25 protein-coding genes are annotated in these 26,978 nt (G+C 61.8%); 14 read left to right on the forward strand and 11 right to left on the reverse strand.

From position 1 onward, the window contains the following. Positions 1–130 precede the first annotated feature (130 nt). From AB7813_RS01305 to AB7813_RS01320, 4 genes are all read left to right on the forward strand, one after another. Positions 131–1,312, forward strand: coding sequence for an Mrp/NBP35 family ATP-binding protein (locus tag AB7813_RS01305; protein WP_089267137.1), 1,182 nt, complete (start codon positions 131–133; stop codon positions 1,310–1,312). 203 nt (positions 1,313–1,515) lie between these two features. Then, positions 1,516–2,604 carry a TRAP transporter substrate-binding protein gene (locus tag AB7813_RS01310; RefSeq protein ID WP_089267138.1) on the forward strand — a complete coding sequence of 363 codons (1,089 nt, stop codon included), beginning with the start codon at positions 1,516–1,518 and terminating at the stop codon, positions 2,602–2,604. A gap of 165 nt (positions 2,605–2,769) precedes the next feature. Beyond that, positions 2,770–3,858 (forward strand): TRAP transporter substrate-binding protein, encoded by a 1,089-nt coding sequence (locus AB7813_RS01315; RefSeq protein ID WP_068730728.1) that lies wholly within the window; start codon positions 2,770–2,772, stop codon positions 3,856–3,858. A gap of 134 nt (positions 3,859–3,992) precedes the next feature. Beyond that, complete coding sequence (locus AB7813_RS01320; RefSeq protein WP_439063590.1) at positions 3,993–4,742, forward strand: 2-keto-4-pentenoate hydratase; 750 nt, start codon at positions 3,993–3,995, stop codon at positions 4,740–4,742. Between the two features lie 5 nt (positions 4,743–4,747). Here AB7813_RS01320 and AB7813_RS01325 read toward each other — a convergent pair whose 3' ends face one another. The 6 genes from AB7813_RS01325 to AB7813_RS01350 form a co-directional block, all read right to left on the reverse strand. Further along, the gene (locus AB7813_RS01325) at positions 4,748–5,095 is read right to left on the reverse strand and encodes a GFA family protein (RefSeq protein ID WP_175367386.1); all 348 of its coding nucleotides are present in this window, start codon (positions 5,093–5,095) and stop codon (positions 4,748–4,750) included. A gap of 42 nt (positions 5,096–5,137) precedes the next feature. Continuing rightward, positions 5,138–6,547: a TRAP transporter large permease gene (locus tag AB7813_RS01330; protein ID WP_120290994.1), complete on the reverse strand. Its 1,410-nt coding sequence runs from the start codon at positions 6,545–6,547 to the stop codon at positions 5,138–5,140. Between the two features lie 75 nt (positions 6,548–6,622). Then, positions 6,623–7,159, reverse strand: a complete 537-nt coding sequence (locus AB7813_RS01335) for a TRAP transporter small permease subunit (RefSeq protein WP_089267141.1) — start codon at positions 7,157–7,159, stop codon at positions 6,623–6,625. Positions 7,160–7,344: 185 nt separating this feature from the next. Continuing rightward, a complete protein-coding gene (gene moaA / locus AB7813_RS01340) occupies positions 7,345–8,376 on the reverse strand; it encodes a GTP 3',8-cyclase MoaA (protein ID WP_439083610.1) in 1,032 nt (343 codons plus the stop codon). Between the two features lie 112 nt (positions 8,377–8,488). After that, a complete protein-coding gene (locus AB7813_RS01345) occupies positions 8,489–8,698 on the reverse strand; it encodes a hypothetical protein (RefSeq protein ID WP_349509571.1) in 210 nt (69 codons plus the stop codon). A 383-nt stretch (positions 8,699–9,081) separates the two neighbouring features. Beyond that, complete coding sequence (locus tag AB7813_RS01350; protein ID WP_439063592.1) at positions 9,082–9,774, reverse strand: HAD family hydrolase; 693 nt, start codon at positions 9,772–9,774, stop codon at positions 9,082–9,084. 192 nt (positions 9,775–9,966) lie between these two features. Between AB7813_RS01350 and rpiA the strand changes: the two genes are divergently transcribed. The 3 genes from rpiA to gor are packed head-to-tail and all read left to right on the forward strand — an operon-like array spanning position 9,967 to position 12,668. Beyond that, positions 9,967–10,665: a ribose-5-phosphate isomerase RpiA gene (gene rpiA, locus AB7813_RS01355; RefSeq protein ID WP_093758923.1), complete on the forward strand. Its 699-nt coding sequence runs from the start codon at positions 9,967–9,969 to the stop codon at positions 10,663–10,665. A gap of 23 nt (positions 10,666–10,688) precedes the next feature. Next, on the forward strand, positions 10,689–11,228 hold the full coding sequence (locus AB7813_RS01360) for a DUF2059 domain-containing protein (protein WP_089267146.1): 540 nt from the start codon (positions 10,689–10,691) through the stop codon (positions 11,226–11,228). A gap of 54 nt (positions 11,229–11,282) precedes the next feature. After that, positions 11,283–12,668 (forward strand): glutathione-disulfide reductase, encoded by a 1,386-nt coding sequence (gene gor / locus AB7813_RS01365; RefSeq protein ID WP_439076788.1) that lies wholly within the window; start codon positions 11,283–11,285, stop codon positions 12,666–12,668. A gap of 155 nt (positions 12,669–12,823) precedes the next feature. Here gor and AB7813_RS01370 read toward each other — a convergent pair whose 3' ends face one another. Then, a complete protein-coding gene (locus tag AB7813_RS01370; protein ID WP_439063594.1) occupies positions 12,824–13,744 on the reverse strand; it encodes an alpha/beta hydrolase family protein in 921 nt (306 codons plus the stop codon). 159 nt (positions 13,745–13,903) lie between these two features. Between AB7813_RS01370 and AB7813_RS01375 the strand changes: the two genes are divergently transcribed. The 3 genes from AB7813_RS01375 to AB7813_RS01385 are packed head-to-tail and all read left to right on the forward strand — an operon-like array spanning position 13,904 to position 17,443. After that, the gene (locus AB7813_RS01375) at positions 13,904–15,292 is read left to right on the forward strand and encodes a class II 3-deoxy-7-phosphoheptulonate synthase (RefSeq protein WP_439063595.1); all 1,389 of its coding nucleotides are present in this window, start codon (positions 13,904–13,906) and stop codon (positions 15,290–15,292) included. Positions 15,293–15,294: 2 nt separating this feature from the next. Then, on the forward strand, positions 15,295–15,648 hold the full coding sequence (locus AB7813_RS01380; protein WP_120291006.1) for a diacylglycerol kinase: 354 nt from the start codon (positions 15,295–15,297) through the stop codon (positions 15,646–15,648). A 43-nt stretch (positions 15,649–15,691) separates the two neighbouring features. Next, positions 15,692–17,443 carry an NAD+ synthase gene (locus AB7813_RS01385; RefSeq protein WP_439063596.1) on the forward strand — a complete coding sequence of 584 codons (1,752 nt, stop codon included), beginning with the start codon at positions 15,692–15,694 and terminating at the stop codon, positions 17,441–17,443. Between the two features lie 55 nt (positions 17,444–17,498). On the opposite strand, the gene AB7813_RS01390 is transcribed toward AB7813_RS01385, so the two are convergent. The 3 genes from AB7813_RS01390 to AB7813_RS01400 form a co-directional block, all read right to left on the reverse strand. Next, positions 17,499–19,556 (reverse strand): DUF1217 domain-containing protein, encoded by a 2,058-nt coding sequence (locus AB7813_RS01390; protein ID WP_439083609.1) that lies wholly within the window; start codon positions 19,554–19,556, stop codon positions 17,499–17,501. Positions 19,557–19,664: 108 nt separating this feature from the next. Continuing rightward, on the reverse strand, positions 19,665–20,849 hold the full coding sequence (locus AB7813_RS01395) for a DUF2865 domain-containing protein (protein ID WP_439063598.1): 1,185 nt from the start codon (positions 20,847–20,849) through the stop codon (positions 19,665–19,667). A 230-nt stretch (positions 20,850–21,079) separates the two neighbouring features. Next, positions 21,080–21,385 carry a hypothetical protein gene (locus AB7813_RS01400; RefSeq protein WP_089267154.1) on the reverse strand — a complete coding sequence of 102 codons (306 nt, stop codon included), beginning with the start codon at positions 21,383–21,385 and terminating at the stop codon, positions 21,080–21,082. A 302-nt stretch (positions 21,386–21,687) separates the two neighbouring features. Here AB7813_RS01400 and cysS point away from each other — a divergent pair, with 302 nt between their 5' ends. The 3 genes from cysS (at position 21,688) to AB7813_RS01415 (ending at position 24,119) form a co-directional block, all read left to right on the forward strand. After that, positions 21,688–23,082, forward strand: coding sequence for a cysteine--tRNA ligase (gene cysS / locus AB7813_RS01405; RefSeq protein ID WP_439063599.1), 1,395 nt, complete (start codon positions 21,688–21,690; stop codon positions 23,080–23,082). Positions 23,083–23,197: 115 nt separating this feature from the next. After that, entirely contained in the window at positions 23,198–23,692 is a 495-nt protein-coding gene (locus tag AB7813_RS01410; RefSeq protein WP_093758913.1) for a GNAT family N-acetyltransferase, read from the forward strand. Between the two features lie 34 nt (positions 23,693–23,726). Beyond that, positions 23,727–24,119 carry a VOC family protein gene (locus AB7813_RS01415; protein WP_439063600.1) on the forward strand — a complete coding sequence of 131 codons (393 nt, stop codon included), beginning with the start codon at positions 23,727–23,729 and terminating at the stop codon, positions 24,117–24,119. Between the two features lie 6 nt (positions 24,120–24,125). Here the strand turns inward: AB7813_RS01415 and AB7813_RS01420 are convergent, their stop codons facing one another. Beyond that, positions 24,126–24,731: a TIGR00730 family Rossman fold protein gene (locus AB7813_RS01420; RefSeq protein WP_092151626.1), complete on the reverse strand. Its 606-nt coding sequence runs from the start codon at positions 24,729–24,731 to the stop codon at positions 24,126–24,128. 209 nt (positions 24,732–24,940) lie between these two features. Here AB7813_RS01420 and AB7813_RS01425 point away from each other — a divergent pair, with 209 nt between their 5' ends. Further along, positions 24,941–26,896, forward strand: a complete 1,956-nt coding sequence (locus AB7813_RS01425) for an ABCB family ABC transporter ATP-binding protein/permease (RefSeq protein ID WP_439063601.1) — start codon at positions 24,941–24,943, stop codon at positions 26,894–26,896. Positions 26,897–26,978 lie beyond the last annotated feature (82 nt).

Raw genomic sequence — 26,978 nt, forward strand, 5'->3', positions numbered from 1 at the left:
AGAAAATCTGGTGCCGGTCTTGTGCCAGAGCAATCTCGGAATTCTCAACATAGCCTAGAAACGGCATGGACTTAGGGCGGAAGTTCTCTATCTGTGCGGTCTAGTTTGTCCGTCGATCGGGAGACACGCATTGAGCGTTTCGCAGCAGCAGGTTCTGGATGGTCTGGCCAAGGTGACATCGCCGCGCGGCGTGCCGCTGATCCATGCGGATGTTTTGTCCGAGATCGTCGTGACCGACGGCAAGGTGCTGTTTTCGATCAATGTGGACGCCGCTGAAGCGCGGGCCTGGGAAAGCGTGCGCGCGCAGGCGGAAGCCGCGGTGCGGGCGATCCCTGGTGTCACCGGTGCAATGGTCGCGCTGACCGCCGAGCGCAAGCCGGGCAGCGCACCGCCTGCGCCGCAGCGCCACGACCACGCAGGACATTCCCATGGTCCCGGTGGGCATTCGCATGGTCCGCAGTCCGGCGGCGTACAGCCGGTCTCGGCGCATCGCCCGCACGCCAACCCGGCCAACTCGCCAATGTCAAAACAGGCTGAAATTCCTGGCGTTGCCGCGATCATCGCGGTGGCCTCGGGGAAGGGCGGTGTCGGCAAGTCCACGACGGCGCTCAATCTGGCGCTGGGCCTGCGCGATCTCGGCCTGAAGGTCGGTCTGCTCGACGCAGATATCTATGGTCCTTCGGTGCCGCGGCTGACCGGCATCAATGAAAAGCCTGTTCTCGACGACAACAGGAAGATGATTCCGATCGAGCGCTTCGGTCTGTCGATCATGTCGATCGGCTTCCTGGTCGAGGAGGAGACCGCGATGATCTGGCGCGGGCCGATGGTGATGTCGGCGATCACCCAGATGTTGCGCGATGTCGCCTGGGGTACGCTCGACGTCCTTATCGTCGACATGCCCCCCGGCACCGGCGATGCACAACTCACGCTGGCGCAGAACGTGCCCCTGAAGGGTGCTGTGATTGTCTCGACGCCGCAGGATCTGGCGCTGATCGATGCGAGGCGCGGCCTTGCGATGTTTACCAAGGTCAATGTGCCCGTGCTCGGCATCATCGAGAATATGAGTTATTTCCAGTGCCCGGAATGCGGCACGCGCTCCGACATTTTCGGCCATGGCGGCGCCCGTCATGAGGCAGAGCGGCTCAAGGTGCCGTTCCTCGGCGAGGTGCCGCTGCATATGTCCATCCGCGCCATGTCGGATGCCGGCACGCCGGTGGTCGTCAGCGAGCCCAACGGCCCGCACGCCGCGATCTATCGGGCCATCGGCACGCAGATCCGCGACCGGTTGCAGGGCGTTATTGCGGCAGCGTAAGCCGGCCGGTGGCCGGGGCCGAGATGTCGCATAGAACTTTCGTTCAATTGGGCTGGCAACGACGTTCGTCGTGTTTTCCGCGGCCGAATAACCGTGTTAGACAGCCTCTGCACCAGAGCGTCTTCGGTTGAATCGCGCAACGATTTGCCGCTGAATATGCTCAAACGAATTCTAGGGAAAACGCCCGCAAAAGGAGAGCTTGAATGAAGCGTCGTGAGTTTTTGAAGGTTTCGACGGCCGGCGCCGCGGTGGCCGCCGTTGCCTCGCCGGCGATCGCGCAGTCCGCGCCCGAGGTCAAATGGCGCCTCGCATCGAGCTTCCCGAAGTCGCTCGACACCATCTATGGCGGCGCCGAGATGATGGCGAAGCAGGTTGCCGAAATGACCGACAACAAATTCCAGATCCAGGTCTTCGCGGCCGGCGAACTGGTCCCCGGTCTGCAGGCGCTCGATGCGACCTCGAACGGCACCGTCGAAATGTGCCACACCGTGTCCTACTACTATGTCGGCAAGGATCCGACCTTCGCCATCTATGCGTCGGTCCCGTTTGGTCTGAACGCGCGTCAGCAGAATTCCTGGTGGTACCAGGGCGGCGGCGAACAGCTCGGCAACGAGTTCTTCAAGAAATTTGGCGTCATCGGTCACCCTTGCGGCAATACGGGCACGCAGATGGGCGGTTGGTTCCGCAAGGAGATCAAGACCGTTGCTGATCTCTCCGGCCTCAAGATGCGCATCGGCGGCATCGCCGGTCAGGTGCTGCAGAAGGTTGGCGTTGTGCCGCAGCAGCTTGCGGGTGGCGACATCTATCCGTCGCTTGAAAAAGGCACCATCGATGCTGCCGAGTGGGTCGGTCCCTATGACGACCAGAAGCTCGGCTTCCAGAAGGTCGCGAAGTACTACTACTATCCAGGTTTCTGGGAAGGTGGCCCGACCGTCCACGCCTTCACCAACCTCGAGAAGTACAACGCGCTGCCGAAGAGCTATCAGGCGATCCTCACCAATGCCTGCGCCAATGCCAACAGCTGGATGGCCGCTCGTTACGACATGCAGAACCCGGCGGCGTTGAAGCAGCTCGTCGCGGGTGGCACGCAGTTGCGTCCGTTCACCAATGAAGTTCTGGACGCCTGCCTCAAGGCCACCAACGAACTCTGGGCTGAAATCTCCGCGAAGAACGCCGACTTCAAGAAGTCGATCGACGCGATGCAGGCCTATCGTTCGGACGAATATCTGTGGTGGCAGGTCGCCGAATACACCTTCGACAGCTTCATGATCCGCTCGCGTACCCGCGGCTGATCTTAAGCCTCGATCAAACATGGAGCCCGGCCTTCGCGAGAAGGTCGGGCTTTTTGCATTGCGTCACTCAAATCACCGTGGCTTCTCGCTGGAACCTGGCCCATGCTGCTCCCCAACGCCCTCGCCAAGAAGGGCGCTGACACATTCACATCCAGGGAGCACATCATGAAGCGTCGTGAGTTCATCAAGGCTGCCGGTCTGGGGGCTGCCGGTGCGGCCATTGCCGCGCCGGCCATCGCGCAATCTTCGCCGGAGATCAAATGGCGGTTAACGTCGAGCTTTCCGAAATCGCTCGATACGATCTATGGCGCCAGCGAGGTATTCGCCAAGGCCGTTGCCGAGGCCACCGACAACAAATTCCAGATCCAGGTGTTTGCCGCCGGTGAGATCGTCCCCGGTCTGCAGGCGCTGGATGCGGCCTCCAACGGCACCGTGGAGATGTGCCACACGGCGGCCTACTATTATGTAGGCAAGGATCCAACCTTCGCGTTCGGTACTGCGGTTCCGTTCGGACTCAACAGCCGGATGCAGACCTCGTGGTTGCAGGTGGGCGGTGGCGCCGAACTCTTCAATGAATTTCTCAAAGGCTACAACGTCATCGGATTCGCGGCCGGCAACACCGGCTGCCAGATGGGCGGCTGGTTTCGCAAGGAGCTGAAGGAGCCATCCGACCTCAGTGGTCTCAAAATGCGCATCGGCGGCTTCGCCGGCCGTGTGCTCACCAGGCTCGGGCTCGTTCCGCAACAGGTGGCCGCCGGCGATATCTACCCGTCGCTTGAAAAGGGCACCATCGACGCTGCCGAATGGGTCGGACCTTACGATGATGAAAAGCTCGGTTTCCAGAAGGTCGCCAAATATTACTACTATCCCGGCTTCTGGGAGGGCGGTCCGACACTGCACAACATGGTCAACCTCGCTAAGTGGGAGCAGCTTCCTGCCAGCTACAAGTCGATCATCAGGACCGCCTCGTCGCTCGCCAACGAAACCATGCAGGCACGCTACGATGCCTACAATCCGCCGGCGCTGAAGCGCCTGGTGGCCGGCGGCACGCAGCTGCGGCCGTTCCCCGCATCCATCATGGATGCGTCGCTGAAGGCTGCCAACGAGGTTTATGCCGAGACCTCGGCCAGCAATGCGGCGTTCAAGAAAGTCTATGACAGCATGGTGGCCTTCCGCGGCGACCAGTACACTTGGTGGCAGGTCGCCGAGTACAGCTTCGACAGTTTCATGATCCGCTCGCGCACCCGCAGCTGATCGAAGTCTGTCTCGGAAAAAGGAGCCCGGCCTTCGTGAGAAGGCCAGGCTTCTTGTTGAAGCGGTCTCCCTTAGCCGGTGCGCGGACAGCGAATCCGCTAAGTGTTCTGTTCCTGGAGGGAGCTGAATTTGCCATGACCGAATCTGAAATCGAAACGGCCGCCGACATTCTTGCCGAGGCGCGCCGCAGCGGAACGCAGATCGAAGCGCTGCCCGTCACGCCATCTTCGGTTGCGGAGGCGCATGAGATTCAGGATCGGGTTGCTGCGCTGGTCGGAGAGCCCATCGGTGCCTTCAAGGCCGGTGCGCCGCCCGACGGGGAGCCGACCCGCGGACTAATCGAGGCGCGCATGGTTCGCACCAGTCCGGCGCATATGTCGGTGGCCGAAGTCCCGCATCTCGGCGTCGAAGGCGAGGTCGCCTTCCGCTTTACCCGCGATATGCCGGCGCGCGCCGCGCCTTATACGCGCGAAGAGATTGCGCAATCCGTGGCCGTGCTGCCGGCCATCGAGGTGGTCTCCAGCCGGTTTCGGGAGCCGACGAGCCGGCCGCGGTTGGAGCAGCTCGCCGATTGCGGGATCAATGGCGGGCTGGTGCTCGGGCCTGAGATGGCCGACTGGTCACATCTCGATTTGCCGAACCTGCACGTTACGTTTGTTGTGAACGGCGAGACGGTGCTGGAGCGCAAAGGCGGCCATCCGACCGACGATCCGCTTGCCGCTGCAATCGCGCTGGCCAATATGTGGCGGGATGCCGGAGGCTTGAAAGCAGGGCATATCGTCACGACAGGCAGCTGGACCGGCATGCCATTCCTGAAGCCCGGTGATCGCTGTGTGGTGCGATTTGAAAAGCTTGGTGAAGCCGAGATCATGTTTGTCGGCTGATCGCGTCAGCGATCCTTGCCGTCGAATTGCTGGATATTCAGAGCGCTCAGATCGACCGCAGGCAGACAGCGCACATTGACCGATGCCATCATCATTCCGTTCGGGGCTTTTCCTTCGCCGAACGGGGCAATGCCGCAGGTGCTGCAGAAGTGATGCTGAATGGCGTGGTGATTGAACGTATAGGTCGACAGGCTTTCTTTCGCGGTCTTCAGCACCAGTTTGTCGCGTGGAACGAAAGCGAGCAGGCCGCCGCGCCGCCGGCACATCGAACAGTTGCAGTCGATGGCCGAATTGAAGTCGCCCTCGACTTCAAAGGCGATGTTGCCGCAATGGCAACTTCCTTCATGCAGCATCGGTTATCCCCTGATCGTAAAGCGCAATAGTAACGTTATCCGCTATTTTGCTGGTCCGAAATCGGGCATTGCCGGCATCTCGATCTGCGGAATCTCGATCTTCACGTTGGACGTATCCACAGCCGTGTTGTCGATCCAGTAGGTCACGAGACCGGGCCAGTAGATCACGATGATCACCAGGATGATCTGCATCCCGACCCATGGCAGTGCGCCGAGATAGATATCGCGGCTCTTCACTTCGGGCGGAGCAATGCCGCGCAGATAGAACAGCGCGAAGCCGAACGGCGGATGCATGAATGACGTCTGCATGTTCACGCAGAGCAGCACGCCGAACCAGACGAGATCGATGCCGAGCTTGGCCGCGACCGGAGCCAGCAACGGGATGATGATGAAGGCGATCTCGAAGAAGTCGAGAAAGAACGCCAGGAAGAACACGAAGATGTTCACGAAGATCAGGAAGCCGATCGCGCCGCCGGGCAGGCCGGTGAGCAGATGCTCGATCCAGCGCGCACCATCCATGCCCTGGAAGACGAGGCTGAAGCAGGTCGAGCCGATCAGGATGAACACCACCATCGAGGTCAGGCGCATGGTCGATGTCATCGCCTGGTCGATCAGCGGCCAGGTCAGGCGGCGATGCAGCGCGGCGAGCACCATCGCGCCGACCGCGCCCATGGCGCCGGCTTCGGTGGGCGTCGCGAGGCCGAGGCCGATGGTGCCGAGCACAAGGAAGATCAGCACGATCGAGGGGATCATGCCCCACAGCACACGGCTGATGAGCTTCCAGTTCATGGGCTCGCGCGCATGTTCCGGGATCGGCGGCATCGCGCTCGGCTTCAGGATCGACAATACGACGATATAGAGAATGAAGATCACGACCTGGATGATCGAAGGGCCGATGGCGCCGAGATACATGTCGCCGACCGAACGGCCGAGCTGGTCGGCGAGTACGATCAGCACCAGCGACGGAGGGATGAGCTGCGTGATGGTGCCCGATGCGGCGATGACGCCGGTGGCGAGCTTCATGTCGTAGCCGTAGCGCATCATGATCGGCAGCGAGATCACGCCCATGGCGATGACCGAAGCAGCAACGGTGCCGGTGATGGCGCCGAGCACGGCGCCGACGAGGATCACCGCATAAGCGAGACCGCCGGGGATCTTGCCGAACAGCTGGCCGGTGCCTTCGAGCAGATCTTCAGCAAGGCCGCAGCGCTCGAGGATCGCGCCCATGAAAGTGAAGAACGGGATCGACAGCAGCAGGTCGTTCGAGATCGTGCCGTAGAAGCGGAACGGCAGCGCCTGCAGGAAGGACGGATCGAAATGACCGGTGAAGATGCCGAGAATGCCGAAGAACAGGCCGACCGCGGCCAGCGAGAAGGCGACCGGGAAGCCGAACACCATGAAGCAGATCATGGTGCCGAACATCAGCGGGGGGAACACGCCGTAGGAAAACATCGGTGGTCCTGACTATCGAACTGGTTCTATCGAACGGATTGGTCGAAATGCGAGAGGCTGAAAAAGCGAACGCCGCTATTGCAGCGGCGCTTCGTAATGGGTGTCGATCTTGACGACGCCGGCGAGCGCGGCGATGCGCTTGGCAAGTTCGGCCACACCCTGCAGTAGCAGCAGACCAAAGCCGAGCGGCAGCACCAGCTTCACCGGCCACAGGATCAGGCCGCCCGCATTGCTGGAGACCTCCTGCGAATTCCAGGAATTCAGGAAAAACGGGAACGTCATGTAAGTGAGGTATGTCATCGCCGGCAGCAGGAAGATGCAGAGGCCGATGATGTCGATCCACAGCCGCGCGCGATCGGAGACCGCCGAATAGAGCAGATCGACGCGCACATGCTCATTGAGGCGCAGTGTCTGCGCCGCGCCGAAAAACACGATGCCCGCGAACATGTACCACTGGATTTCGAGCCAGCCGTTCGACGAATAGTTGAAGAGATAACGGATCGTGGCATTGCCGGCGCTGACGAGGCAGGCAAGCAGCACGAGCCACTTGGCGATGAAGCCGAACACATCGCTCAGTGCATCGATCGCACGTGTGAATTTGAGTACGTCCACAGTTCCCCCCGAAAGTCGCCCCGCTGTCCGCTCATCACGTCTTTCTCACTGAGAAAGCGCAGCTTTTTCCGCTGGGCGAAAGAATTCGGCGGCACCATTTCAGCGCGTCATGCAATCGTCAATCGGAAATTGACGGTTTGTCGCAGGCCATTGGTCGAGGGGAAGGACGGAGCACCGCCGGTGGGTTACCCCCCGGTCACGCTCATATGCCGGCTGACGCTCGGCCGGTTGTGGCGGCGATCGATGATGAAATCGTGCCCCTTCGGCTTCAGGCCGATGGCGCGGTCGATCGTGGCGTTCAGGAGGTCGTTGTCGGCGGAAGCCCGCAGCGGCTTGCGGAGGTCGGATGCATCCTCGTGGCCCAGGCAGGTATGGATTGTTCCGGTGCAGGTGATGCGCACGCGATTGCACGACTCGCAGAAATTGTGGGTCATCGGCGTGATGAAGCCGATCTTGCCGCCGGTTTCGGCAACGCGGACATAGCGGGCGGGACCGCCGGTGTCGTCCGGGAGATCCGTTATCGTGAACTGACCGGCAAGGCGCGTGCGCAGCAGCGACAGCGGTACATACTGGTCGATGCGACCTTCGCCGATATCACCCATGGGCATCACTTCGATCAAGGTCAGTGCCATGTCGCGGCCGTGTGCCCATTCGATCAATGAGGGGATCTCGTCCTCATTCATGTTCTTCAGGGCGACGGTATTGATCTTCACGGCAAGGCCCGCCGCCTGCGCGGCGTCGATGCCGGCCAGCACTTTGGAGAGGTCGCCCCAGCGCGTGATGGTGCGGAATTTTACGGGATCGAGCGTGTCCAGGGAGACGTTGATGCGCTTCACGCCGCAATCGGCCAGTTCAGCGGCATATTTGGAGAGCAACGAGCCGTTGGTGGTCAGCGTCAGCTCTTTCAGCGCGCCGGTCTTGAGGTGGCGCGACAGCGAACGCACCAGACCCATCACGTTGCGCCGGACCAGCGGTTCGCCGCCGGTGAGCCGCAGCTTGGTGGCGCCCTTGGCGATAAATGCGGAACAGAGCCGGTCGAGCTCTTCCAGCGTCAGCAGGTCGGCCTTGGGCAGGAAGGTCATGTCTTCCGACATGCAGTAGAAGCAGCGCAGATCGCAGCGGTCGGTCACCGAGACACGCAAATAACTGATCCGCCGACCGAACGGGTCGGTCATGGCAGAGGAGGCCAGGGCGGGGCTCAACTCGGAGACGGTCATTCAGATGCCTGACTGCAAAACATGAATTGCTCGCGCGGCGAAAAACGCCGCACGTTCAATCTAGTCACGGGTTGCAGCTGGCACAATCACGCCAACGTATATGTTTGGTGGATCAGCGAGGGGCGGGGAACGGCGAGCCCGCCGCAGATGCGGCGGCCGCCGGGGCCGCGGCAGGCGCTGCTGCACGCTTGGCAGCCTTGCGGGCGCGGCGCGGCGGCGTCGCAGGCTGCAACTCGGCGACGACCGGGCTCGGATCGACTGTGGTCCGTGCCGGCGAGGTGAAATCCCCGGGAACGCGGGTGATGGTCACCGGAACTGTCATCGGCTGGAATTTTGCGAGGGTAAAGGTTGCGCTGAACCCGGTTTCCGTTGCCAGAGGCAGGGAGCACGGGGTCTTGCAGCTCGGGCCAATCGACGTGACCACCTCTGCGCCGGGCGGAACCGAGTCGAATTGTACGGTAACCGGTTCCGGTGCCGACTTGAATGCGTCCATGGAGAACGACGTGCAACCGGCCAGGCTCAGGCCTGCCGCTGCCAAAACTATTACTCTACGCATGGGTATATCCGTCACGTTTTGCGGCTAGCCGCCATCCCCCGGCAACCATAGGAGCGTCGTACATATGACGCAACACGCAGACCGCTTATAGTTAATTGATGGTTAACGAAGTCGCCCAACAACCTGAGAAACTCAATGATGTGAACAGGCTAGGCGAGGCGGTGTGGCAACAGGCGGTCGACAGTCGTTGGTAGATCGCGGAAATGGTCGATCACGATGTCGGGCTTGAGTTCGATAATCGGGACATCAGTATAGCCGAATGTAACGCCGATCACCGGGACATTGGCCCGCCGCGCCACACCGACATCGGGGCCGGCATCGCCGACCATGACAACGGACGACATCACGCCACCGGCACGCGCTACCGTCTGCTGCAGGATGACGGGATCGGGCTTCGCGACGCCGAAGGTGTCGGCGCCGCAGATCGCCGCAAATCGGTTGGTCAGCTCCAGCTTGTCGAGCAGCAGCTTCGACAGCCATTCCAGTTTGTTGGTGCAAACCGCGAAGCGGTAGCCACGCCCCGCCATTTCGTCGAGCGCCGCAATCAGGCCCTCGAAGGGGCGCGACTCGTCAGCGATATGCTCCGCGTAATAAGCGATGAAATCCTCGGTCAGGCGTGTGACCTCGTCCGGGGTCATTTCCCGCCCTTCAAGCTCGAGCCCGCGTTCGATCAGGCGCCGGGCGCCCTGGCCGATCATTTTCCGCGCAGATTCCAACGGGACGGGGGCCAACCCCTCCTGATGGAGCACGTGATTCAGCGCGCTAATGAGATCGGGGGCGGTATCGACGAGGGTGCCGTCGAGGTCGAAAACAACGAGGGGAGGAGGGGAAGCATCTGTCATGCGGGGATCGCTACCGGTCCGCGGCCGATCCCGCAAGGGGGGCGGACGTAGCCCAGCATCCCCCTGGGAATGCAGGCCTGCATTCCCAGGGAAAGCACGTCCTTCGCCCTGTTCCTTGCCCCCAAACGTCGCTAGATATGCGGCGCATCCCGTCCGCGGGACCGTTTTTGAACTGCAAGGACCGCCGCGCCGATGAATATGGACGAGCTGAAACGACAGGCTGCCGCCAAGGCGCTCGAACATGTGCGTGATGGCATGAAGCTCGGACTCGGCACGGGATCGACAGCGAAGCACTTCGTCGAACTGCTCGGTGAACGCGTGGCGGGCGGTCTCAAGGTTATTGGCGTTCCGACGTCTGAGGCCACGCGGGCCGATGCGCAGCGTTGCGGTGTGCCGCTGACCACACTCGACGAGGTCGATCGGCTCGATCTCACGGTCGACGGTGCCGACGAAGTCGATCCGGCGCTGAATCTCATCAAGGGCGGCGGCGGCGCATTGTTGCGCGAGAAGATCGTGGCGGCGGCGTCCGACCGCATGATTGTCATCGCCGACGATTCCAAGTGGGTACCGACCCTCGGCCGCTTCCCGCTGCCTGTGGAAGTGATCCCGTTCGGCCTGTCGGCCACGCGCCGCGCGATTGCCGATGTGTTCGCCAAGTGCGGGTTGCACGGCGAAATGGCCATTCGCAGCGGCAAGGACGGCCATGCTTTCGTCACCGATGGCGGCCACTGGATCATCGACGCCCGGCTCGGGACCATTACCGATGCGCCCCGACTGGCTGGGCTGCTCGGCGCCATTCCGGGCGTGGTCGAGCACGGTTTGTTTATCGGCCTGGCAAGCACCGCCATGCTGGCAGGATCGCAGGGAATTCGCGTTTTCGAGCGTCCGTAACGGCGCAATCAAGGAGAATTGGAATGAAGAAGCTCTCGCACATGCTGCTGTCCGCTGGTCTAGCGCTCAGCGTTGCAGTGATCGCGCTGCCGGTCTCCGCGCAGCAGGCATCTCCGGAAGGACAGGCTCGTCCGATCAAGCCGGCATCGCCCGCCGCCATCGGTTACGCCAAGGAAATTCTGGCGATGAAGAACGCCAGCGCGATGTATGCCAATGCCGTGCCGAACATGGTTCAGCGCGTCAAGGATTCGCTGCTGCAGAGCAATCTGAACTATCAGAAGGATCTCAACGAGGTCGCCATCACCATCGCGCAGACGATGGCCGGGCGCGACAAGGAGATCACCGAGCAGATGGCGAAGATCTATGCCAGCGACTTCACCGAGGCTGAGTTGAAGGACCTTGCGACCTTCTACAAGTCGCCGCTCGGCCAGAAACTTCTGGTGCAGGAGCCCCAGTCGATTTCCGCCAGCATGACCTATATGCAGCAGTGGGCGCAGCAGTTTTCGGAGCAGGTCAACGGCCTGTTCCGCGCTGAAATGCGCAAGCGCGGCAAGGAAATCTAAGGGCGTAAGCTGAGGCCCGTCATCCCGGGTCTCAGCCCCCAGTTCGGAGCGATCATGGCTGACGTCGACGTCGATCTGTTTGTCATTGGTGGTGGTTCTGGCGGCGTGCGCGCCGCCCGTATCGCGGCCGGCTACGGCGCGAAGGTCATGGTGGCCGAGGAATATCGCTTCGGCGGCACCTGCGTGATCCGCGGCTGCGTGCCGAAGAAGCTGATGGTCTATGCCTCGCATGTCCAGCGCGAGATCGACGATGCCGCCGGTTTCGGTTGGACCATCCCGACGGCGACGTTCGACTGGTCGACCTTCATCGCCAACAAGGACAAGGAGATCGCCCGGCTCGAGGGCATCTATCAGTCCAATGTGGAGAAGACCGGCGCGACGACCGTCAAGACCCGCGCAGTGTTCGAGGATCCGCACACGCTGCGCCTCGGCACCGGCGAGACGGTGAACGCCAAGCATATCTTGATTGCGACCGGCGGCGCGCCCAATCATGGGCCGGCGATTCCCGGCATCGAGCATGTGATTTCCTCCAACGAGGTGTTTCATCTGCCCGAACTGCCGAGGCGCATCGTGATCCAGGGCGGCGGCTATATCGCGCTCGAATTTGCCTGCATCTTTGCAGGATTGGGCTCCGACGTGACGGTGATCTATCGCGGCGACAACATCCTGCGCGGCTTCGATGAAGACGTGCGCGCCCATGTCCGCAGCGAGATGGAAAAGGATGGCATCACCATCCTGACCGGCTGCACGGTGACCAAGGTCGAGAAACACCGGCACGAATTCACGACGCATCTGTCCAGCGGCGCAAGCATCGCATCCGATCAGGTGTTGTTCGCGATCGGCCGCAATCCGAACACCGCCAATCTCGGTCTCGAGAAGGCTGGCGTTGCACTCAAGCCCGCCCATGGCGGCATCATCGTCAACGAGTTCTCGCAGACCAATGTGCCGCATATCTACGCGGTCGGTGACGTCACCAATCGGGTCAACCTCACGCCGGTGGCGATCCGCGAAGGCCATGCCTTTGCCGATACGGTGTTCGGCAAGAAGACCGTGAAGGTCGATCACAGCAATATCCCGACCGCGGTGTTCACCCAGCCGGAGGTCGGCACTGTCGGCATGAGCGAAGAAGAGGCGCGCGCCATCTTCAGCCACGTCGATATCTACAAGACCAATTTCCGGTCGATCAAATCGACGATTTCAGGCAGCGAAAGCCGCGTGCTGATGAAGCTGGTGGTCGACGGTGCGACGGATATCGTGGTCGGCGCCCATATCGTCGGACCGGAAGCGGCCGAACTCATCCAGGTGCTGGGCATCTGCGTGAAGCTGAAGGCCACCAAGGCTGATTTCGACGCCACAGTGGCCGTGCATCCGAGTGCGGCCGAGGAACTGGTGACGATGCGCACGCCCACCGCGCGCTACGTGCGCGAAGCCGCGGAGTAACACCAGCCCTCAGGTGAGGAGCGCGCCCTTGCGCGCGTCTCGAACCATGAGATGCAACGTATCGGTGTTTGTGGCCATCCTTCGAGACGCGGTCGAAGACGACCGCTCCTCAGGATGAGGGCGGATCGATGATCTGCGGCTTCAATGATGTGCCCCTAATCTTCCATCTGGATCCATTCGGCGGCGCCGCGCCACAGTGTGTCGCGGTGCTCCGGCCGGAAGAATCCAAAATGGCCGACCTTTTTCGAGCCGGCCTCGATGGGGCGGATACTGTCGATTTCCGGCTTGATCGACGTGAAGCCGGCACAGAGCATTTCCACGGCGGCGCGTGTGGCCCATGGATCGTCTGAAAAGCTCAGGGCCCGCATCTCGCCGCGGTAGCGCGGAAAGTTCGCCAGTGCCCGCAGTTTGCTGTCGTCGAAGAAGTAGCGATCGCTGGTGACCCAGCCCGCCCATTCCAGAAACACGTCGCGTGGCAGATCGTAGCCGAGCCCGATCCTGCCGGGCGCATAGCCGATGACGCGCGCCAGCGGCGCGCCGACGAATTTCATCAGCGCATAGATGCGGTAGCCCTCAGGCGGCGTCATCAGTCGCCAGGTGCCGGCTTGTGCCGCGATGAGCAAGGCGCGTGACACCTCGGAATTGTTGGGGATCAGGCCGAGCGCCTGACCGCCGAAGGAGTGACCGACAAAGGCAAGTGGCATCGTCTTGTAGCGCTCGCGCATCCAGGTCACTGCGGCGGTAACATCGAGCGCAGCCCAGTCGGTCATGGACGCCTTGAAGCCCACCAGCGCGTTCGACCGGCCGGACAGGGGATCGGCCTTGGGCCGCGAATCCCCGGTGCCGCGGTAGTCATAGGTCAGCACGGCACAGCCGCGGCTCGCGAGGTAGCTGGCGAAGCCCCTGTAGATCTTGCGGGGAACGGCGGTGGCGGAATTGATCAGAACCGCGTGGGTGCGGGTGCCGCGGGGCAGGTACAGCGTCGCGCCCAACGAATAGCCGTCGGTCGCCTGGAAGGTGATGTCATCGGCAAAAGCGTCGTCCAGTGCAGCCTCCGACACCGCAGATTCTCCCATGGTGTCCCATATGTTCCTTACCCGGGCCTAGCAAATGCGAATTCGGCTTTGGCTGCAAGGGCTTGGGGCGCAATGTGGATTTCGAACTGGCGATCCCCATCTGTGCTGTGTATAACGCGGCCTCCGCAGCCATAAAGCGCGGTTTTCAGGAGAGAAGTGATGTCCGAGCGGTGGACGCCCGATAGCTGGCGCAGCAAGCCCGTGCTGCAAATGCCGGAATACCCGGATCTCAAGGCCCTTGGCGATGTCGAGGCGCAGCTTGCCACGTTTCCGCCGCTGGTTTTTGCAGGCGAAGCCCGCAATCTGAAGAAGTCGCTCGCCCGCGTGGCTGCGGGCGAGGCCTTCCTGCTGCAGGGCGGCGATTGCGCCGAGAGCTTTGCCGAGCACGGCGCCAACAATATCCGCGATTTCTTCCGCGCCTTCCTGCAGATGTCGGTGGTGCTGACCTATGCCGGCGCGCTGCCCGTGGTGAAGATCGGCCGTATCGCCGGCCAGTTCGCCAAGCCGCGGTCCTCGCCGATGGAGAAGCTCAACGGCGTCGAACTGCCGAGCTATCGCGGTGATATCATCAATGACATCGCCTTCACGCCAGAATCCCGCGTGCCCGATCCGCAGCGCCAGCTGATGGCCTATCGCCAGTCGGCGGCGACGCTGAATCTGCTGCGCGCTTTCGCGACCGGCGGCTTCGCCAACCTCGGCAGCGTGCACCAGTGGATGCTCGGCTTCCTGAAGGATTCACAGCAGTCGCGCCGTTACAAGGAACTGGCTGACCGCATCTCGGACGCGCTGAACTTCATGCGCGCCTGCGGCCTCAATCTGGAAAGCCACCCGGAACTGCGGTCGACGGATTTCTACACCAGCCACGAAGCGCTGTTGCTCGGCTATGAGCAGGCCTTCACGCGCGTCGATTCCACGACCGGCGACTGGTACGCGACCTCGGGCCATATGATCTGGATCGGCGACCGCACGCGGCAGCTCGATCATGCCCATGTGGAATATTTCCGCGGCATCAAGAACCCGATCGGCCTGAAGTGCGGCCCGTCGCTGAAGCCGGATGAACTGATCAAGCTGATCGACGTCCTCAATCCGGACAATGAGCCCGGCCGCCTGACGCTGATCAACCGCTTTGGCCACGAGAAGGTTGGGGAGCATCTGCCGGGCTTCATCCGCGCGGTGCAGAAGGAAGGGCGCTCGGTGGTATGGTCGTGCGATCCGATGCACGGCAACACCATCACGTCGAACTCGGGTTACAAGACCCGTCCGTTCGATCGTATCCTCTCGGAAGTGAAGTCGTTCTTCCAGATCCATGCCGCCGAAGGCACTCATCCGGGCGGCGTGCATCTGGAGATGACCGGCCAGAACGTGACGGAATGCACCGGTGGCGCGCGCGCTATTTCGGATGAGGACCTCAACGACCGCTACCACACGGTCTGCGATCCCCGTCTGAATGCCGAGCAGTCCATCGACATGGCGTTCCTGATCGCCGAATTGCTGAAGACGTCCCGCGTCGACAGGGCGGAGCCGCTGCCGGTGGCATCGGGTCTCTAAACTTGTCGCGCCTCTGGCGGGCCTGCATCAACACCTGGAATGGCCTGACCTTCGCGACGCGATCGGAGCAGGCCATTCGCGAGGAGCTGTTTGCACTGCTCCTCGCGGTGCCTTTGTCGTTTCTCATCGGGACCACCGCAGCGCGTCGGCTCGAGCTGGTGGCGGTGGTTTTGCTGCTGCTCACCGTCGAACTGCTCAACACCGCCATCGAGAAACTGGCCGACCGGCTCACTACCGAACACGATCCGCAGATCGGGCGTGTGAAGGACATGGGATCGGCGGCCGTCGGCGTCGCACTTGTGATCGCCGGCATGACCTGGCTGTATGCGCTCGGTGAGCGCATAGGCATCTTCTAATCCTGCAGTTGCGAAGGGTGAGCCGGTAGGCTTGGATGTTTCCATGACAGAATTGACGCGCTTCACCGTCACACTCGCCCAGCTCAATCCCATCGTCGGTGATATCACCGGCAATGCCGCCAAGGCGCGCGCTGCGCGGGCGCAGGCCAAAGCCGACGGCGCGACGTTGATCGTGTTTCCTGAATTGTTCATTGCCGGCTATCCGCCGGAAGATCTGGTGCTGAAGCCGGCATTTCAGGCGGCCTGCCGCGCGGCCATCGAGGAGCTGGCGCGCGAGACCGCGGACGGTGGTCCGGCTGTGTTGATCGGCTCGCCCTGGGTCGATGGCGGCAAGCTCTACAATGCCTGCGCGCTGCTCGACGAAGGCCGCATTGCCGCGATCCGTTTCAAGGTCAATCTGCCGAATTACGGTGTGTTCGACGAAAAACGCGTCTTCGCGCGCGGCTCGGTCTCGGGACCCGTCACCATCCGCGGCCTGCGTGTCGGCGTGCCGATCTGCGAAGATACCTGGATGGAAGAGTCCGCCGACTACGAAGACGTGGTCGAGACGCTGACCGAGACCGGCGCCGAAATCCTGATCGTGCCGAACGGTTCGCCTTACGCCCGGGGCAAGACGGATCTGCGCTTGTCGGTGCAGGTCGCCCGCGTTACCGAGAGCCATCTGCCGATGATCTACCTTAATCAGGTCGGCGGTCAGGACGAACTGGTGTTCGACGGCGCGAGCTTCGTGCTCAATGCCGACCGCTCGCTGGGTGCGCAATTGCCGTCCTTCACCGAGAGCATCACGACGCTGACATTCGAGAAGATCGACGGCCACTGGCGCTGCGACGGACCGATCGCACCGGTACCGGAAGGCGACGAGGGCGACTATGCCGCCTGCGTGCTCGGCCTGCGCGATTACGTCAACAAGAACGGCTTCCCCGGCGTGCTGATGGGCATCTCCGGCGGTATCGACTCCGCGCTTTGCGCCGCGATCGCCGTGGATGCGCTCGGCGCCGACCGCGTGCGCGGCATCATGCTGCCATTCCGCTACACCGCGCAGGTGTCGCTCGACGATGCCGACAAGCTCGCGAAGGCGCTGGGTTTCCGTTACGAGATCCTGCCCATCGCCGATGCGGTCAACGGCTTCGAGAAGATCCTTGCCGATACCTTCAAGGGTCTCGCGCGCGACATCACCGAAGAGAACCTGCAGGCGCGCACCCGTGGTACGCTGTTGATGGCCGTCTCCAACAAGACCGGCGCGATGGTCGTCACGACAGGTAACAAGTCGGAAATGTCGGTCGGCTATGCCACGCTCTATGGCGACATGAATGGCGGATTCAATCCGATCAAGGATCTCTACAAGACCCAGGTGTTCCGTATCTCGACCTTGCGCAATTCATGGAAGCCCGAAGGCGCGCTCGGTCCTGATGGCGAAGTGATCCCCAACAACATCATTATCCGTCCGCCCACGGCCGAACTGCGCGAAAACCAGACCGACCAAGACTCGCTACCCCCCTACGATATTCTCGATGGTATTCTCGAACGTCTGGTCGAGCGCGAGGAACCGCTGTCGGAGATCGTCGCGGCCGGTTACGAGAAAGACGTTGTGACGCGCATCGATCGGCTGCTCAACATCGCCGAATACAAGCGCCGGCAGGCGGCACCGGGCGTGAAAGTGACGCGGAAGAACTTTGGCAGGGATCGCCGCTATCCGATCACCAACAAGTTTCGCGATCTGGCCAATCCGTTGCCGAAGCCCGATGAGGACCTGGTGACGCGGCCCGGCAAGGGCATCAGCGAAGCGTTTGAATGAAGCTGTAGGGCGAATGACGCCCCACAAACCCGTCGTGTATCGGCGCGTGATCCCGTCACCGCGCCGTTTTGGCCACCGCCGCAAAGGTTGAATCGCTCAGGACGCCACCGCCCTGAAACAGGGTGACGACGGGTGAGGATGCGGCGCTGGTGCTGTTCTTGATGTCATACAGCGCCGAGAAACGGTTCAGCAGTTTGGCCAGCTTGGCGGGATCGGCGAGGTCCTTCAGATTGAGGTGTTTCTCCACCACCTTGGCCTGCCGATCGATATCCATCGCGCCGACCTCGTCCGGCAGGCTGAAGATGGTGCGGAACACTTCCGCCAGTGCCTTGTCTGCAAGCAGGTCATAGGCCGAGGTGATGCTCGGCGCCTTGCGCTCGAAGTAGAGCGCGAGCCGGACGCCCGGATTGCTTTCGCCCTGCTGCGTCTCCAGCGTCTGCTGCAGATATTTGTGCTGGATTTCCATGAACTGGTCGCGGGTCTGCGGCCCGAATTTCGGCAGCCGCGCGATCTCGCCGTCGTCGTCGAAATTGAACGAGGCCACCAGCTCCGCGAAACGCGGATCCTTCTGCGTGTTGACGAAGCTCTTGGGGTCGTTCAGGTCGGAATCGAACATCTTGCGCAGATCGGCGGTGGTCACCTTGGCGGGGTCGAGGTCCTTGGCGACGAGCGCGATGTCGATGAGCTTCCTGTCGGCGAGCAGATCCTTCACGCTCTCGATATTGGCGATGTTCTTCTGATAATAGACCGCGTCCTTGTCGGCCGCCTTGCGCAGCTCGGCCTGTTCCTTGTCCTTCGTGAAGCGTGTCTTGGCGATGATGTAGTCCTTCATCACCTGGGTGACTTCCGCCGCGTCCTGCGCCACCACGGGCGTCGTGATATTTCCGCTGCTGTCGAAATTGAATGCCCGAGCGAGCTGAACGTATCGGTCGTCGTGCAGCTTGTTCACGTAGCTCTTGGGATCGTCCGGATCGCTTTTGAGTACGTTTTTGATGATCGTCGGCGAAACCTCTTCGGGATCGAGACCAAATGATTTCAGAGCAAAATTATAGACGTTTGGCGTCTTGAGAAAGGCATCGACCGTGGTCACCTTGGCGAGACCGGAGCGATACTGCTTGATGAGCGATGCCGCGTACTTTTCGTCCGCTGCGAGATAGGTCGCGCCCTGGCTGTTGACATATTTGGCATGGGTGTTGCTCAGCTGCGCGGCTGTCTGGGCAGACGTTCCGGTGGGCAATGTGCCGTCGGGCGAGAACTCGAAAGCGCCGGCAAGCGCCACATAGCTGTCGATTGTCTCGAGTGCATCCTTATAGCTGAGGATGCTGACCTCATTCATCGATCCGCGCGTGCGCTCCAGCTCGATCTTCTGGCGCAGGTCGGCCATATCGGCGCCCGGCTGTTTCAATGCCGCCATGTATGTGTCGATCTTGCTGGCGGCATCGAGCATCGCTGCCTGGGCTTTGGTGATATTCGCATTGATGTCGGCTTTCTGCGACACCCAAACGGAATTGACATAGCTGTTCGGATCGGACGGATCGCTGCTCAGCACCTTGCTGATCGTGTCGTGGGACCAGCGATTCTTGTCGATTCCGAAGGCCGAGAAAACATAATCGCGCAGCTTGTCGTCGGCGAGCAGGCCATTGACGTTGGTGATCTTTCCGATCGTGAGATTGTAGTAGTTCTTGTTCGCGTCGATGGCATCGACCCCGCGCTGCGCTACGGCCGTGTACAGACCGATCATGTCGTCGGCCTGGTTCTCGGACTGGGCGGTGTTGGTGCTGCTGCTGGTGGTCCCGAAGGGGAAGGCCGCTGCGAAATCCCGGTAGCGCTTGTCGCTCAGCTTGTTGGCAAAACTGTTGGCGTCGGAGAGATCACTTTCCAGCACCTTGCGCAGGAAGGCCTTGGCATAGGCCATGTCGTCCAGACCATAGGCCGTCGTTGCATAGGTATAGAGCCGATAGTCGTTCAGGAGATCATCGACGTTTTTCACCTTGCCGATGTTCTCCTTGTAATAGGCCGTATCCCGCGAGACGGTGGCCTGTTGCGAGATCCGCGTCAGCGATTGGGTGAGATTGCGGGAGACGATATTATAGTTGAGATAAGTCGAGACCATCCGAACACCCTCGCGGTTTGGCGTGAGCCTACCGTTCGGAGGTTGTCCGAAGCTGGACGCAAGGGCCGTGCCGTCGTCGCCCCGCCTGGCCCGGCGAGGACCCGAGGCTTAACGCGGCGCGTTGTTCGGCAGGAATTGCGGACCGACCGTGCGGATCTGGCCCGGTGTGGACGGCGCCGCCGGTTGCGCGGGAACTGCTGCTGCAGGCGCCTCCGGTGCTGCGCCCTTCTTCAAGGCGGCAGGCGTGCCCTTTTGCGGCTGCGACATCCGCTTGGCACGTTCCTCGGTGACGATGATGTCGCCATTCTCCGCTGCCGATTTGTCGTCGACATTCTTCAACGCTTCGGACCACGTCTGGCCTTGCGCCTTGCAGGAGCACGACGGATTGAATTCGGTGCGATACTTGAAAGCGTTCGGCGACGACGAATAGGGCTGTCCCGAAACCGAGACGGCCGAGTTCATGTCCTCGCCGGGATTGCGATAGGTGAACAGGTTGGCGTCGGAGGCCGGGCAGAGGTTCTTGCAGGTCCGCTCGTCATCGCCGAAACGCGCGGGGATCGTCGCGAACGAGATCGGGAAATAGAAGCCATCGCAGGTGCGCACGCAGACGGTGCGATAGGTGCCGGACGGAACGGGCGACATATTGCCGTCCAGCGGCGCCGCGCCGGGGCTTGGCTCGTTGTTGCCGAACAGATTGCTCAGGAAACCGCCGGGGCCTGAGTTCTGTGGCGCGGCGCGCTGCGCAGCGGCGGCGTATTGCGGGCCGCAATTGTTCTGCGCGAGGGCCAGCAGCACCGAGCGGCGCTGGGTATCACGGTCCGAACTGCCGGGCGTGCCGACGCGCAGGCGTTCGAGATTGCTGGTGATCTGATCTAGATTGCCGCGCATCTGCTGGATCTGATTGTTGACCGGGCCGCATTGCTGCGACTGGCCATTGAACAGCGAGAAGAAGCCGGAACTGTCGCAGCCCATCCGCTTGGCCTGTGCCGAGACGCGGTCGAGCTCGCTCTGCTGCTTGGACGCGGCGTCCTCATAGCGGCGAAGCTGTTCGGCGCGTGCGGGATCGAGGCCGTTGCCGCGATCGATGGTCGCGAGCTGCGCCTCAAGGCGCCCGCACATCGGATTGGCGGAGCCCTGCTGCTGCGCCTGGCTCGGCGGATAGACCTGCTGCGCGGGATAGCCCGGGGGCGGTCCGTTCTGCGCCGATGCAGGAGTGCCCAGCGACAGCGCACCAACCAGTGCGGCACCAACGAAAGCCCAGCGAGAAAGGGAAGCAGTCACAGTGTCAGACATATCCGGCCAATGCGCGAGTCAGAAGCGAGCGAGACAGAAACAAGCGGGGTGGTGCGGCATCGCGCGTCGATACCGCCGCCAACCTCTCGCCGACGTTGCCAGACGCGCGCGATGAAAATGCGGCGGCGAACGCGGCTTTCCATAGCTGCTTCTCGCGGCAGGGTCACGTCGTTTCCGGGGCCTCACTGTGGCCGCAGGCATGACGCAAGAAAGTCGCAGGCCGGGGGATGTCAGCGCTGGCAGGTAATTGCAACGAATTCGTCGCATTTGCCGTGATGGCAGGCGCTGCCTGACGTCGGGACCGAGCCGGTCACTTCATCGGGATCGACGCGGCGATAGGCGACTGCCTGGTCGAAGGCGCGCGATTTGCAATAGGACAGGGCGGCATGCGCGCCGCACTTCTCGCCGCGGGCGAGGCACTGGTCGATACCGTAACCGTCAGACTGGTTGGCGATGATGAAGACGCGGGAATCGGCAAAGGCCGAGGAAGCGGCCAGAACAAATGCCGCCGTCAGAACGACTGAAATGGATTTCATAACTCACCGAATGAATGAGGAAATTCGCCCTCATTCGATACGCCCCAAAGATTAATAATCATTAACCATGGGCGGGGTAGCGATGGATTGAGGCCGAAATCAGCCCTTTGCGGCATAGTTCCACACCCTTGACGGGCCACCTGGGGTTGCCCCATGGTGCCCCGATGAACGGTTCTCTCGCCATTTGTGGCATTTGCCGCGAGATTAAGAGCTAGCGATTCGCTGGCTGAGGCCGTCTTTTCTCACACGAGATCAATCTCAAGAGGGATGAGAGGACGCCCGGCCGCTAGGGACGGACATCCATGGAACTGCGCCTTTACGACACCCTGACCCGCGAGAAGCGCGTCTTCACGCCGATCGATGCCGACAACGTCCGGATGTATGTCTGCGGGCCGACGGTCTACGACTTCGCCCATATCGGCAATGCGCGCCCGGTGATCGTGTTCGACGTGCTGTACCGGCTGCTGCGACACGTCTACGGAGTCGACAAAGTCACCTATGTCCGCAACATCACCGACGTCGACGACAAGATCAACGATCGCGCGTTGCGCGATTTTCCGGGCTTGCCGCTGAACGAGGCGATCCGCCGTGTCACCGAGACCACGGCCAATCAGTTTCAGGCCGACGTCGCAGCGCTGGGCTGCCTGTTGCCGACAGTGCAGCCGCGGGCGACGGACTTCGTGCTGCCGCGACCCGACGGCAAGACCGATATGGTGACGCTGATCAGGGAATTGATCGCGCGCGGCCACGCCTATGAGGCTGCGGGCGAAGTGCTGTTCGACACCCAGTCTATGGCCGACTATGGCGCACTCTCCGGCCGCAAACTTGAAGACCAACAGGCCGGTGCGCGCGTCGCCGTCGATGCGCACAAGAAGCATCCGACCGACTTCGTGTTGTGGAAGCAATCATCCGCCGAAGAGCCCGGCTGGGAGAGCCCATGGGGCAGGGGCCGTCCGGGCTGGCACATCGAGTGCTCGGCGATGGCGGAGGCCTATCTCGGCACGATCTTCGACATTCATGGCGGCGGCCTCGACCTGATCTTCCCGCATCATGAAAACGAAATCGCCCAATCGCGCTGCGCGCACGGTACGCATGCGATGGCGAATTACTGGATGCATAACGGCTTCCTGCAGGTCGAAGGCGAGAAGATGTCGAAGAGCCTCGGCAATTTCTTCACGATCCGCGAATTGCTGCAAGATTGGCCGGGCGAAGTGCTGCGCCTGAACATGTTGAAGACACACTATCGTTCGCCGATCGACTGGACCGTGAAAGGTTTGGAAGAAAGCGCCAAGACGCTCGATGACTGGTATTGGGTCGCGGCGGATGCAACAGGTGGCGACGTCTCCGACAAGGTGATGGAGCCGATGTTCGACGATCTGAACACGTCGCTGGCTGTTGCAGCGCTGCACGGTCTTCGCAACAGTGCGGCCGCAGGCAATGACGGCGATCGCAGCCAGTTTGCAGCGTCGTTGCGTGCGCTCGGTTTCCTGTCGGAAACGGCTGCTGCATGGAATGGACGCAAACAACAGGCCAGCGGGATCGATGCAGCAAAGGTCGATGGTTTGATTGCGGATCGCACAGCCGCGCGGGCCCGCAAGGACTTCAAGGAGTCGGATCGTATTCGCGACGAACTTGCCGCCATGGGCGTCGTCATCAAGGACTCGAAGGAAGGCACCACCTGGGAGATCGCGCGATGAGCCGACCCGACACACCGTTTCCAAAGCACTGGAAATATTACATCGCCCTCAAGTGGGCATTGATCATCGGCGCCATCGCGCTGGCGCTGAAGCTGGTGGATTTCTGGTGAGCGCGATGGGCGAGGCGAAACCGGCATTGCGACCGTTCCTGCCGGATGACACCGCAATTGCGGCTGCGATCTTCGTGGCCAGCATCGAGGAATTGACGGGCGACGACTACAGCGAAGCGCAGCAGGAAGCCTGGGCTGCAACGGTCGACGACGAAGTGGCCTTCGGCAAGCGGCTGGCGTCGCAACTCACACTGATTGCGACGCTGGACGGCGTTCCGGTCGGCTTTGCATCGCTGAAAGGCGCCAATCACATCGATCTGCTTTACGTGCATCCGAATGCGGCCCTCCAGGGTGTGGCATCGCTGCTGATCGATGCGATCGAGAAGCTCGCAGGTGCACGCGGCGCCAAGCTGCTGACCGTCGATGCCAGCGACACCGCCGAGCCCTTCTTCAAGAAACGCGGATATATCCCGACACAGCGCAACAGCGTGCCGCTGAATGACGAGTGGCTTGCCAACACCACGATGCAGAAGACGCTGGGCGAATCCGGGGCGTCGTAAATCGAATGACGAAGGCGGGGGAGGAGGAAGACCGATGATCGATCACATCTCCATCGCGGTCAGCAATCTCGAACGGGCCGTAGCATTCTACGAGCGCAGCTTCGCGCCGCTTGGCATGACCCGACTGGTGACACGTCCGGCAATGGTCGGGTTCGGCAAGAGCTATCCGGAAGTCTGGCTCAATCTGCGTGCAGGCATGGCGCCGCTACCGCTTGATAGCGGTGTGCATCTTTGCCTGCGCGCGAGGACGACGGATGAGGTTGATGCGTTTTATGCGGCAGCCATCGCCGCTGGCGGGGTCTCGGAAAGTGCGCCCTCGCTGCGGCCGCATGATCGCGTGCGCTACTATGCAACTTTCATCGCCGATGCCGATGGTAATCGCATCGAGGTGGTGACGTTCCCGAAGGACGACGCCACCACGTCGTAGCAGGTCTCAGAGCCGCGTCGCGACGTCCGGAGCCAGCTTCTTGGCTTCGTCGGAGGCCAGTGCCGCAGCGGTGCGGAGCCGGGGCAGGATGTCTTCGGCACGGTCGGCCGTCAGCACGTCCAGCGGGAGTGTCGGCCGGATGAAGGCGGTCGAGCGCATGTGTTTGAGCAGCTCGAGCAGCGGCTCCCAGAAGTTATCGATATTGGCCATCAGGATCGGCTTGCTGTGGCGGCCGAGCTGCTGCCAGGTGAGCTGTTCGACCAGCTCTTCCAACGTGCCGATGCCGCCGGGCAGGGCGACGAAAGCGTCCGACCGCTCGAACATCAGCCGTTTGCGCTCATGCATGTCGTGGGTGACAATCAGTTCCTGGGCGGCGGTCAGCGCGTTTTCGCGCTTGGTCAGGAATTCCGGGATGATGCCGGTGACCCGTCCGCCATTGTCCAGCACGGACTTGGCTACCGCGCCCATCAGGCCGATGGAGCCGCCGCCATAGACCAGGCCAATGCCTTGCTCGGCCATGATCTTGCCGAGCGTGACGGCTGATTCGACGAAACTGGGATTGGTACCGGGGCCGGAGCCGCAATAGACGCAGATCGTTTTAATTGTGCTCATGAAATCCATGTGGCACTGCGGGATAACACCGTCAAGACACGGAATGAACGCGATACGGGAAATTCCTGCCCGGGACACCTCTCTACAGGGAAAAGAATGCTCCGCGAGGGTGCGACGTTCCCGCAAAGCGCCTATATGCATTCTAATGAAATCGACCTCCATTTTGAGCCGGCCCCGGGCCGCAGCTCCGTTCGTTCCAGGCGCCGTGCATGTCTGATTCCGATCCCGCGCTGAACGACGAGACAGCTCCCAATCCGGCCTATATCGAGCGCGGCACCCTGTTCGGAACGCTCGCCCATTTGTGGCCCTATATCTGGCCGGGCGACCGCGACGACCTGAAGATGCGCGTCGTCTGGTCGATGCTGCTGCTGCTGGTCGCCAAGGCGGCCACCCTGACGGTGCCGTTCACCTTCAAATGGGCGATCGATGCGCTGACCGGCGCCGATACGGCTCCGGTCCAGTCCTCGAACTGGACGCTGTGGCTGATCGCATCGCCGGTCGCCATGACCGTCAGCTACGGCGCGATCCGCGTGCTGATGGCGATCTTCACGCAGTGGCGCGACGGCATCTTTGCCAAGGTGGCCATGCATGCGGTGCGCAAGCTGGCCTATCTCACCTTCGTCCATATGCACGAACTGTCGCTGCGCTTTCATCTGGAGCGCAAGACCGGTGGCCTGACGCGTGTGCTCGAACGCGGCCGCGCAGGCATCGAAGTCATCGTGCGGATGGTGATCCTGCAACTGGTGCCGACCATCGTCGAGCTGTTGCTGGTGATGGGTGTGCTGCTGTGGCAGTTCGACTGGCGCTATGTGCTGGTCGTGGCGATCACCGTGGTCGTCTACATGTACTATACGTACCTGGCGACCGAGTGGCGCATCGCCATCCGCCGCAACATGAATGAGTCCGATACCGAAGCGAATACCAAGGCCATCGACTCGCTGCTGAACTACGAGACGGTCAAATATTTCAGCGCTGAAACGCGCGAGGCCGAGCGCTATGACAAGACCGTTGAGCGTTTCGAGCGCGCCAGCGTCAAGACCTATACGTCGCTGGCTGTGCTCAATACCGGTCAGGCAATCATCTTCACGCTCGGTTTGACATCGACGATGCTGATGTGCGCGGTCGGCGTGCGCAACGGCACCCACACGGTGGGCGATTTCGTCATGATCAACGCCATGATGATCCAGCTCTACCAGCCGCTGAATTTCATGGGCATGGTGTATCGCGAGATCAAGCAGGCGATCATCGACATCGAGAAGATGTTCGGTGTCCTGAACCGCAATCCGGAAGTGAAAGATATTCCGGGTGCGATGCCGCTGTTGGTGACATCGGGCGCTGTGCGCTTCGACGATGTCCGTTTCGCTTATGACCCGGAGCGGCCGATCCTGAAGGGGCTCTCCTTCGATGTGCCGGCCGGCAAGACCGTCGCCATCGTCGGCCCGTCGGGCGCCGGCAAGTCGACGATCTCGCGGCTGCTGTTCCGACTGTATGATGTATCGGGAGGCACGATCTCCATCGATGGCCAGAACATCCGCAATGTCACGCAGGCCTCGCTGCGCCAGTCCATCGGCATGGTCCCGCAGGACACCGTGCTGTTCAACGACACCATCCGCTACAACATTCGCTATGGCCGTTGGGACGCAACCGACGCGGAGGTCGAGGAAGCCGCCCGTATGGCGCAGATCGACCCGTTCATCCGGATGTCGCCAAAGGGCTACGAGACCGAAGTGGGCGAGCGCGGCCTGAAACTCTCCGGCGGCGAGAAGCAGCGCGTGGCCATTGCGCGGACCGTGCTGAAGGGCCCGCCGATCCTGCTGCTCGATGAAGCGACGTCGGCGCTCGATAGCCATACCGAGCAGGAGATCCAGGACGCGCTGGAGAAGGTCTCGCAGGGCCGCACCTCGCTGGTGATTGCGCATCGGCTGTCCACCATCGTCGGCGCCGACGAGATCATCGTTCTCGACCAGGGCCGTATCGCCGAGCGCGGTACCCATGGTCAGTTGCTGGCCGCGGCCGGTCTCTATGCCAGCATGTGGAACCGGCAACGCGAGGCCCAGGAGGCCCGTGAGCGGCTGGCCCAGATCGGCGATGATGCCATCGCCCCCAATCGCACCCCACCGCCGGTCGATGACGACCGGCTGATGACGCCTGACGCGGCGGAGTGATTCTTTCTCTTTCCCTCGCCCCCGAGCGCGGCGAAGCTGCGCTTGGCGGGAGAGGGTGGATCGCCCGCGTTAGCGGGCGAGA

The organism is Tardiphaga sp. 20_F10_N6_6 (genome assembly GCF_052076045.1).
Classification (GTDB): Bacteria; Pseudomonadota; Alphaproteobacteria; order Rhizobiales; family Xanthobacteraceae; genus Tardiphaga; species Tardiphaga robiniae.

What these genes read in the sequence shown, in the direction of transcription:
- AB7813_RS01310 (WP_089267138.1), top strand. Translation starts at nt 1,516, where the DNA reads ATGAAGCGTCGTGAGTTTTTGAAGGTTTCGACGGCCGGCGCCGCGGTG.
- AB7813_RS01315 (WP_068730728.1), top strand. Translation starts at nt 2,770, where the DNA reads ATGAAGCGTCGTGAGTTCATCAAGGCTGCCGGTCTGGGGGCTGCCGGT.
- AB7813_RS01320 (WP_439063590.1), top strand. Translation starts at nt 3,993, where the DNA reads ATGACCGAATCTGAAATCGAAACGGCCGCCGACATTCTTGCCGAGGCG.
- AB7813_RS01325 (WP_175367386.1), bottom strand. Translation starts at nt 5,095, where the DNA reads ATGCTGCATGAAGGAAGTTGCCATTGCGGCAACATCGCCTTTGAAGTC.
- AB7813_RS01330 (WP_120290994.1), bottom strand. Translation starts at nt 6,547, where the DNA reads ATGTTTTCCTACGGCGTGTTCCCCCCGCTGATGTTCGGCACCATGATC.
- moaA (WP_439083610.1), bottom strand. Translation starts at nt 8,376, where the DNA reads ATGACCGTCTCCGAGTTGAGCCCCGCCCTGGCCTCCTCTGCCATGACC.
- AB7813_RS01345 (WP_349509571.1), bottom strand. Translation starts at nt 8,698, where the DNA reads ATGACAGTTCCGGTGACCATCACCCGCGTTCCCGGGGATTTCACCTCG.
- AB7813_RS01350 (WP_439063592.1), bottom strand. Translation starts at nt 9,774, where the DNA reads ATGACAGATGCTTCCCCTCCTCCCCTCGTTGTTTTCGACCTCGACGGC.
- rpiA (WP_093758923.1), top strand. Translation starts at nt 9,967, where the DNA reads ATGAATATGGACGAGCTGAAACGACAGGCTGCCGCCAAGGCGCTCGAA.
- AB7813_RS01360 (WP_089267146.1), top strand. Translation starts at nt 10,689, where the DNA reads ATGAAGAAGCTCTCGCACATGCTGCTGTCCGCTGGTCTAGCGCTCAGC.
- gor (WP_439076788.1), top strand. Translation starts at nt 11,283, where the DNA reads ATGGCTGACGTCGACGTCGATCTGTTTGTCATTGGTGGTGGTTCTGGC.
- AB7813_RS01370 (WP_439063594.1), bottom strand. Translation starts at nt 13,744, where the DNA reads ATGGGAGAATCTGCGGTGTCGGAGGCTGCACTGGACGACGCTTTTGCC.
- AB7813_RS01375 (WP_439063595.1), top strand. Translation starts at nt 13,904, where the DNA reads ATGTCCGAGCGGTGGACGCCCGATAGCTGGCGCAGCAAGCCCGTGCTG.
- AB7813_RS01385 (WP_439063596.1), top strand. Translation starts at nt 15,692, where the DNA reads ATGACAGAATTGACGCGCTTCACCGTCACACTCGCCCAGCTCAATCCC.
- AB7813_RS01390 (WP_439083609.1), bottom strand. Translation starts at nt 19,556, where the DNA reads ATGGTCTCGACTTATCTCAACTATAATATCGTCTCCCGCAATCTCACC.
- AB7813_RS01395 (WP_439063598.1), bottom strand. Translation starts at nt 20,849, where the DNA reads ATGTCTGACACTGTGACTGCTTCCCTTTCTCGCTGGGCTTTCGTTGGT.
- AB7813_RS01400 (WP_089267154.1), bottom strand. Translation starts at nt 21,385, where the DNA reads ATGAAATCCATTTCAGTCGTTCTGACGGCGGCATTTGTTCTGGCCGCT.
- cysS (WP_439063599.1), top strand. Translation starts at nt 21,688, where the DNA reads ATGGAACTGCGCCTTTACGACACCCTGACCCGCGAGAAGCGCGTCTTC.
- AB7813_RS01410 (WP_093758913.1), top strand. Translation starts at nt 23,198, where the DNA reads ATGGGCGAGGCGAAACCGGCATTGCGACCGTTCCTGCCGGATGACACC.
- AB7813_RS01415 (WP_439063600.1), top strand. Translation starts at nt 23,727, where the DNA reads ATGATCGATCACATCTCCATCGCGGTCAGCAATCTCGAACGGGCCGTA.
- AB7813_RS01420 (WP_092151626.1), bottom strand. Translation starts at nt 24,731, where the DNA reads ATGAGCACAATTAAAACGATCTGCGTCTATTGCGGCTCCGGCCCCGGT.
- AB7813_RS01425 (WP_439063601.1), top strand. Translation starts at nt 24,941, where the DNA reads ATGTCTGATTCCGATCCCGCGCTGAACGACGAGACAGCTCCCAATCCG.